Here is a 6,118-nt window from a genome sequence, read left to right on the forward strand (position 1 = left end):
GCCGGAGCCCGGGGCCGGGGGGGGTGCCCGGGGCTCCGGCCGTGGGAGGCGTCGACCGCCTGGAGGAACGGCCGACCTGCCCGGCGGCCCGCAACTCGGGGGCGGGGGCTGCCGTGCCCGGAATGCTAGACCTCGCCCGATGGGCAGGGATAGAGCTGTGACCAGGCATTTTCAGGGCGCGAACATGCCAGCACAGGCCGCCGGCCGTTGGTCGGCCCGGCTCAGTCTGCCGGTCCGGCTGGTCCGGCGGACCTGGCGATCGTCACTAGCCGATCGGCGATCCGGCGGACCAGCCCGGCGGCGGCACCGAGGAACTCCCTGCGCTCCGGCAGGCCGGCCGCACTCCCGAAGCTCGGTGCGAAGTGGTAGCCGAGCAGGGCGGCGGCACAGGCGGCCGCGTCCCGGGCGGCGGCCAGGGTCTCGATGTCCGGATGCTCCTCGTCAGGGCCGGCCGCCCGGCCGAGGTCACCGACCAGCATGCTGGTCCGCAGCATCAGCACCAGCCGCTCGTGGTCGGGAAGGTCCGGGGAGACACCCGCCAGCACCTCCTCCCGCACCGGCCCGTACGCCTGCCGCAGCGCGGCCAAGTCCTCACCGGCCTGCCCTGCGGCCGTCTCGGCACCGACCAGATGCGCCTCGGCTGCGCCGAGCAGCGCGGTCGCCAGCATCACTGCGCGCACCTCCGCACCGGTCACCTCATCCGGCTGCCAGTCGATCCCCAGCACCGCGAGCGCCTCGCGCAGTTGGTCGGCGTGGTCGTGTGCGTGATCCGCCATGCGGAGTCCCTTCCCGGAGACGACTCTCAGACTCTACGAACGTCACGGCCGGAATCGGCTGACCGGCACTGTGACCGTCGGCTCACGTCCGACCCCAGCGTGGGGAGCGGCCCAGGGCGACCAGGATCTGTTCGAGCGGGCCGGTCCCCGAGTCTGCGGGCAGGGCGGGCCGGAAGGCGCTGCCGGGGGCGAGCCGGGAGTCGTCGTCGGGCACGGCGAGCGCCACCGTCAGTGCGACGTCCAGCAGTTCCGGGTCTGCGTGGTAGTCGAGCCCGAGGCAGGCGGCCAGGTCCCAGCCGTGCGCCACCGCGTCGACGAGGTGGAAGCCGACGGCCTGGCCGGCTGGGAACGGGAGCGGACTGCTGAACTCGGGAAGGGTGAAAAGCTGGTCGGGTGCAGCCAATTCGGCGAAGGCGGCCAGCGCCTGTGCTGCCGCCGCCTCGTGGCGAGCTGGGAGGTCGTCCGAGACCGGCCCGACCTCCCAGTGGCCGAGGTCCCCGCCCCGCCCGCGTGCGGCGGCGGCGAAGCCCAGGTGCTGGGCGGTCAGGTGGGCGAGCAGTTCGCCGAGCGTCCAGTCGGCACAGGGCGTGGGCCGGGCGAGGTCGTCGGAGGTGATCCGGCGGGCCAGGTCGATGCTGATCCGGACCGCGAGTGCGTCGAGGCGGCGCAGTCGGCCGAAGGCTTCCGGCTCCATGGTGGTAGGCATCTGCTGACGATGTTGCCGGGACAGGTCGGCAGTCAAGCCGGCTGAGGTTCACGGCTGGGGGTCCGTCACATCTGGTCCCACCCGCTTACCTGCTGCTGGGACACTTCCACCCACGCCCCGTGCGGCGGACCGACCGCGACGACCGTGGTCCTGAGCGAGTCGCTCAGAGAGTCGTCGAGGACGGCACCGAAGATCACGTTCGCATCCTGGTCCGCCGCCTCGGTCACCAGCGCGACCACCTCCTGGACCTCCTCGTACCGCAGCTCCGAGCTGCCGGCCACCGAGATGATCACTCCCTGCGCGGCCAGGAGGTTCTGCTCCGTCAGCTGGCTGCTGATCGCGGACGCCGCCGACCTGGCCGCCCGGCCGGCGCCGGATGCCTCACCGATCGCGATGAGAGCGGGGCCCGCGCCCGTGAGCATCTGGCGGACCGCCCCGTACCCGATACTGATCAGCCCCGGCGTGGTGGTCAGATCGGTGATGCCCCGCACGGCGTTGACCAGCACCTGGTCAGCCATCCGGAACCCGTCCATGATGCTGACCTGGTGCCCCGAGAGCGAGAGCAGGCGGTCATTGGGGATCACCATGACGGCGTCGCACGCCATGGTGATCCTCTTGATCCCCTCATCGGCCTGGCTGGTTCGGCGCCGGCCCTCGAAGCTGAAGGGCCGGGTCACCACGCCGATGGTGAGGGCGCCCAGACTGCGAGCGATGGACGCGACGACCGGGGCGCCTCCGGTGCCGGTCCCGCCACCCTCCCCGCAGGCGACGAACACCAGCTCCGAGCCGCTGAGCACCTCGGCGATCGCGTCGCGGTGCAGCTCTGCGGCCTTCCGGCCGACCTCCGGGTTCGCACCCGCGCCGAGCCCGCGAACGAGCTCCTTCCCGATGTCCACCGTGACGTCGGCATCGCTCATCAGCAGGGCCTGGGCGTCCGTGTTGATCGCGATGAACTCGACGCCGGCCACCCCGACTTCGATCATCCGGTTGACGGCGTTCACACCGGCGCCGCCGACACCCACGACCTTGATCGCCAGATCCTGTGCGGTGAACCCCCTCGAGGGCCTCGGACCGCTCCGGCCACCACTCGGCTGCGGCGGCCGCCAGCCGACGTTGCGCGTCAGGGCCAGCTGGTCGCCCTGACCGGTCTGGCTGTGGCTCGGCGCCGGGAACCGCCGGTCGACGAGGTTCTGCGTCACCGTACGAGCCACCGTGCCGAGCGAGAGCAGCTCCGGGGCGTGCTGCACCCCCGAGGTCAGCACCTTGAGCAGTTCCCCGGTGAAGGCGGTGTTGCGCTCGCCCGGCGGGGCCAGCGAGATCGAGTCCCGGGCGGAGGACGTGAGGGTGTAGGCGCTCGCCGCCGCGAGTTGCCGCTCCACGAAGGAGGTGAGATCGGCCATCGGATGGGCCATACCGCTGAAGCAACAGTCGAGCAGCACAACGGCGTTCGTGGCGCGGCGCTGCTGAATGAGGTCACGCGCCACGCTGAAACGCAGCGCCCGGAACAGCAGGTTGTCCGAGGTCGTGGACGCCATGGTGAGCAACAGGTCGGAGTCGATAGTCGATCCGTGCCCCGCGTAGTAGACGAGCACGGTGTCCTGCGCCGCTCGCGCCGCCGAGTGGACGGCTTCGAGCACCGGGCCCGAGTCGGTCGGATTGAGGATCGTCGTGCAATGCTCCGGCGGGAGGCCCCAGAGCCGCGAATCCGTCAGCGCGTCCCGAAGGTCGGTCAGGTTCCGTTCGACCGCAGGCAGCGGCTGCCATCGCTCGGGCTCCGCATAGGCCGAGACGCCGATCAGCAAGGCCCTGGACAGCTCGGGATCGGGCAGCCGGCTCACGCGCCCGCCCCACGGTCCGGCACGTTCCCGGGCGGAGTCTCCAACTGCCGGTACAGCGCCAGGACTTCCTCGGCGCTGCGGGCCCTGGTGACATCGATCTCCACGGTCCGGTCCCCGTGTGTGATCTTGAGCCGAACTCCCGGGCGACGCCCGGCCAGCCAGCCGCACAGCGCCTGGACCACGGTCACCCCGACGCCACCCGCACCGAAGGCGAGCAGCAGGCCCTCGCTCAACACCCCCATGGCGCCCGGGACTTCCCCGCCGGCCAGCTCGTCGATCTGCACCGATCGCAGGTCCGGGTCGGACAGCAACGCCCGTTTCAGTGACGCGACTTCGGCGCCGGAGCGGTCGGTTCCGGCGATACCCACAGCCATCTGCATGGCCCAAGTGTGTCCGGTCGTGCACCCCCGCGTCCCGATTCCGATCCGATTCGACGGACTCCGGCCGCTCAGCGCCGGTCCGGCGGCAGCAGGACCGCGAGGCCGTCCAGGATCCGCTCGAGGCCGAAGTCGAACCGGGCGTCCATGTCGGGATCGGTCAGGTCGCCGGCCAGGGCGACCAGGTTGGGGTAGGTCTCGGGCGGCAGGGCGCGCAGGCGCTCGCCCGCGGCGGTGACCACCTCGCGGCGGCCGGCCCCCATCGTCTCGGCGGCCGCGAGCGGGGACTGCTCCTGCAGCACGAAGCCCTGCACGTAGGCGCCCAGCAGGTAGGAGGCCATCGCAGCGTCCAGGTCGGAGAAACCGGCCGCACGGAGGCGGTCGAGCTGATCCTCCATCAGCCCCAGCAGGTGGCGTCCGGGCGCGAGGCGGCCCGCGACGACCTTGGCCGCGTCCCGCTTGTCCAGCAGCAGCCGGCGGTGCCGCAGGCCGTACTCGCGGAACTGCTCGCGCCAGTCGCCGGTCCGGGGCGGCGGTTCGGCATCGGCCATCAGCTCGTCGTTGAGCAGGTCGAGCAACTCTTCCTTGTTGCGGACGTGCCAGTACAGCGAGGCCGCCTTGACGCCGACCTCGGCGGCGACCTTGCGCATGGACAGGCCGGCCAGGCCGTCCCGTTCCAGTACCCGCAGAGCCGCCTGGGCCAGGGACTCCCTGGTCAGACCGGGTGCCGACGCGTCGTCCTGTGCGGGCACGGGCACCGCCCCTCCTGTGCGTCCGGGATTCCGCTTGCAATCTAACACCGTTAGGGGCATTCTGGGCCGCCATCCTCCCTAACACCGTTAGGGATTGTCGACCGGAGGGGTCCCCGATGGAGAGGTCGAGTACGCCGCGCAAGCGGCTCGCGCTCGCGACGCTCTGCGTCACCATGTTCATGGCCATGCTGGACAACGTCATCGTCAACATCGCGCTGCCCCGGATCGGGCAGGACCTGCACACCGGAATCAGCGGCCTCCAGTGGGTCGCCGAGGGCTACAGCCTGGTCTACGCCGCGCTGCTGCTGACCGGCGGTGCGCTCGGTGACCGCTACGGCCGTACCCGGGTGTTCCGGCTCGGCCTCGCGCTGTTCACGGCCGGATCGGCCGCCGCCGCGATGGCCGGCACGCCCGGGCTGCTGATCGGCGCCCGGATGCTCCAGGGGGTCGGCGCCGCGCTGCTCACCCCCGGCAGCCTGGCCATCCTCCGGCACGTCTTCACCGACGAACGCGAACGGGCCCGCGCGATCGGCCTGTGGTCCGGGGTCTCCGCGCTCGGGCTCTCGATCGGGCCGGTGATCGGCGGCCCGATGGTGGACGCGTTCGGCTGGGCCAGCGTGTTCTGGATCAACGTCCCGGTCGGGATCGTCGGCCTGGTGCTGGCCGCCAGGACCCTGCCCGACCTCGCCCCCCGCGCCCGCCGGATCGACCTGGCCGGCCTGGCACTCTCCGCCGCCGGCCTGGGCGCGCTGGTCTACGGGCTGATCGAAGGCCCCGCCCGGGGCTGGACCGACCCCCGCATCCTCGCCTGCGCGGCCGCCGCAGCCGTCCTGCTCACCGTCTTCGTGCTGCTCGAACTCCGCCTCGCCGAACCGATGCTGGAGCTGCGGCTGTTCCGCGACCGGGTGCTCTGCGGCGCTCTGTTCAGCGGCTTCATGGTCAGCTTCGGCATGTTCGGCGCGATGTTCTTCCTGCCGCTGATGCTCCAGGGTGTGCTCGGCTGGGCTCCCACCGACGCCGGCATCGCGGGCCTGCCGATGACCGCGGCCATCGTGCTCGCCGCCCCGCTCTCCGGCCGGCTGACCACCCGGTACGGCCCCAGGCTCCCGGTCGTGCTGGGCATCGCCCTGTGCGCGGCCGGTCTCGGCGGCCTGTCGCTGTACGGCGACCAGGCGCGCTACCCCGAGTACCTCTGGACCCTCGGCACGATGGGCCTCGGCATGGGCCTGACCTTCACCCCGGTGTCGATCGCCGTCCTCCAGCGGGTCAGCGCCGACCTCACCGGCATGGCATCGGCCACCATCAACACCCTGCGCGAACTCGGCGGCGTCCTCGGCATCGCCGTCCTCGGCGCCCTGCTGGCGAACCGTCTGACCGACGGTCTCACCAGCTCCTTCGACCGGCTGGGCCTCCCCGCCGAGGCAGTCGGCCGAGCCGCCGACGGCTTCGTCGGCCACAGCGGCGGCGCGACCGCGGCCGGAGCCCTGCCAGGGCCGGTGCAGGCGGCCGTCGACCACGCCTTCGTCGACGGCCTGCACCTCGCGCTGCGCTGCGGCTCCGCCGCACTCGCCGTCACCGCCGTGCTGGTCGCCCTGCTGCTCGGCCGGGCCGGCGGCGCGGCGCGGACGACCAGCGGGCAGCCCGCTGCCGGTGACACCCACCTGGTGCC

The 6,118-nt window shown here is 72.3% G+C and carries 5 protein-coding genes and 2 pseudogenes; 1 reads left to right on the forward strand and 6 read right to left on the reverse strand.

Annotated features, from left to right (window positions below; all coding sequences use genetic code 11):
• Positions 1-221: 221 nt before the first annotated feature.
• The 6 genes and pseudogenes from ACXJMZ_RS36175 to ACXJMZ_RS36200 all read right to left on the reverse strand — a co-directional run bounded on the left by ACXJMZ_RS36175 (position 222) and on the right by ACXJMZ_RS36200 (position 4,455).
• On the reverse strand, positions 222-776 hold the full coding sequence (locus ACXJMZ_RS36175) for a hypothetical protein (RefSeq protein WP_457034251.1): 555 nt from the start codon (positions 774-776) through the stop codon (positions 222-224).
• A gap of 82 nt (positions 777-858) precedes the next feature.
• The gene (locus ACXJMZ_RS36180) at positions 859-1,482 is read right to left on the reverse strand and encodes a TIGR03086 family metal-binding protein (protein WP_457034252.1); all 624 of its coding nucleotides are present in this window, start codon (positions 1,480-1,482) and stop codon (positions 859-861) included.
• 80 nt (positions 1,483-1,562) lie between these two features.
• Positions 1,563-2,519 (reverse strand): annotated as a pseudogene (gene ftsZ / locus ACXJMZ_RS36185) (cell division protein FtsZ); the annotation flags it as partial.
• Positions 2,520-2,675: 156 nt separating this feature from the next.
• Positions 2,676-3,320: pseudogene (locus tag ACXJMZ_RS36190) on the reverse strand (caspase family protein); the annotation flags it as partial.
• Complete coding sequence (locus ACXJMZ_RS36195) at positions 3,317-3,700, reverse strand: effector-associated constant component EACC1 (RefSeq protein ID WP_457034253.1); 384 nt, start codon at positions 3,698-3,700, stop codon at positions 3,317-3,319. The pseudogene ACXJMZ_RS36190 and the gene ACXJMZ_RS36195, both read right to left, overlap by 4 nt.
• Positions 3,701-3,768: 68 nt before the next feature.
• On the reverse strand, positions 3,769-4,455 hold the full coding sequence (locus ACXJMZ_RS36200; RefSeq protein ID WP_457034254.1) for a TetR/AcrR family transcriptional regulator: 687 nt from the start codon (positions 4,453-4,455) through the stop codon (positions 3,769-3,771).
• A gap of 110 nt (positions 4,456-4,565) precedes the next feature.
• On the opposite strand from ACXJMZ_RS36200, the gene ACXJMZ_RS36205 reads away from it, so the two are divergent.
• On the forward strand, positions 4,566-6,118 hold a 1,553-nt coding region (locus ACXJMZ_RS36205; RefSeq protein ID WP_457034255.1), incomplete at its 3' end, for an MFS transporter.

The sequence above is a fragment of the Kitasatospora sp. P5_F3 genome (assembly GCF_054049135.1).

Excerpts from the sequence above, each read along its gene's own strand:
- ACXJMZ_RS36175 (WP_457034251.1), bottom strand. The coding sequence starts at position 776 with ATGGCGGATCACGCACACGACCACGCCGACCAACTGCGCGAGGCGCTC.
- ACXJMZ_RS36180 (WP_457034252.1), bottom strand. The coding sequence starts at position 1,482 with ATGCCTACCACCATGGAGCCGGAAGCCTTCGGCCGACTGCGCCGCCTC.
- ACXJMZ_RS36195 (WP_457034253.1), bottom strand. The coding sequence starts at position 3,700 with ATGCAGATGGCTGTGGGTATCGCCGGAACCGACCGCTCCGGCGCCGAA.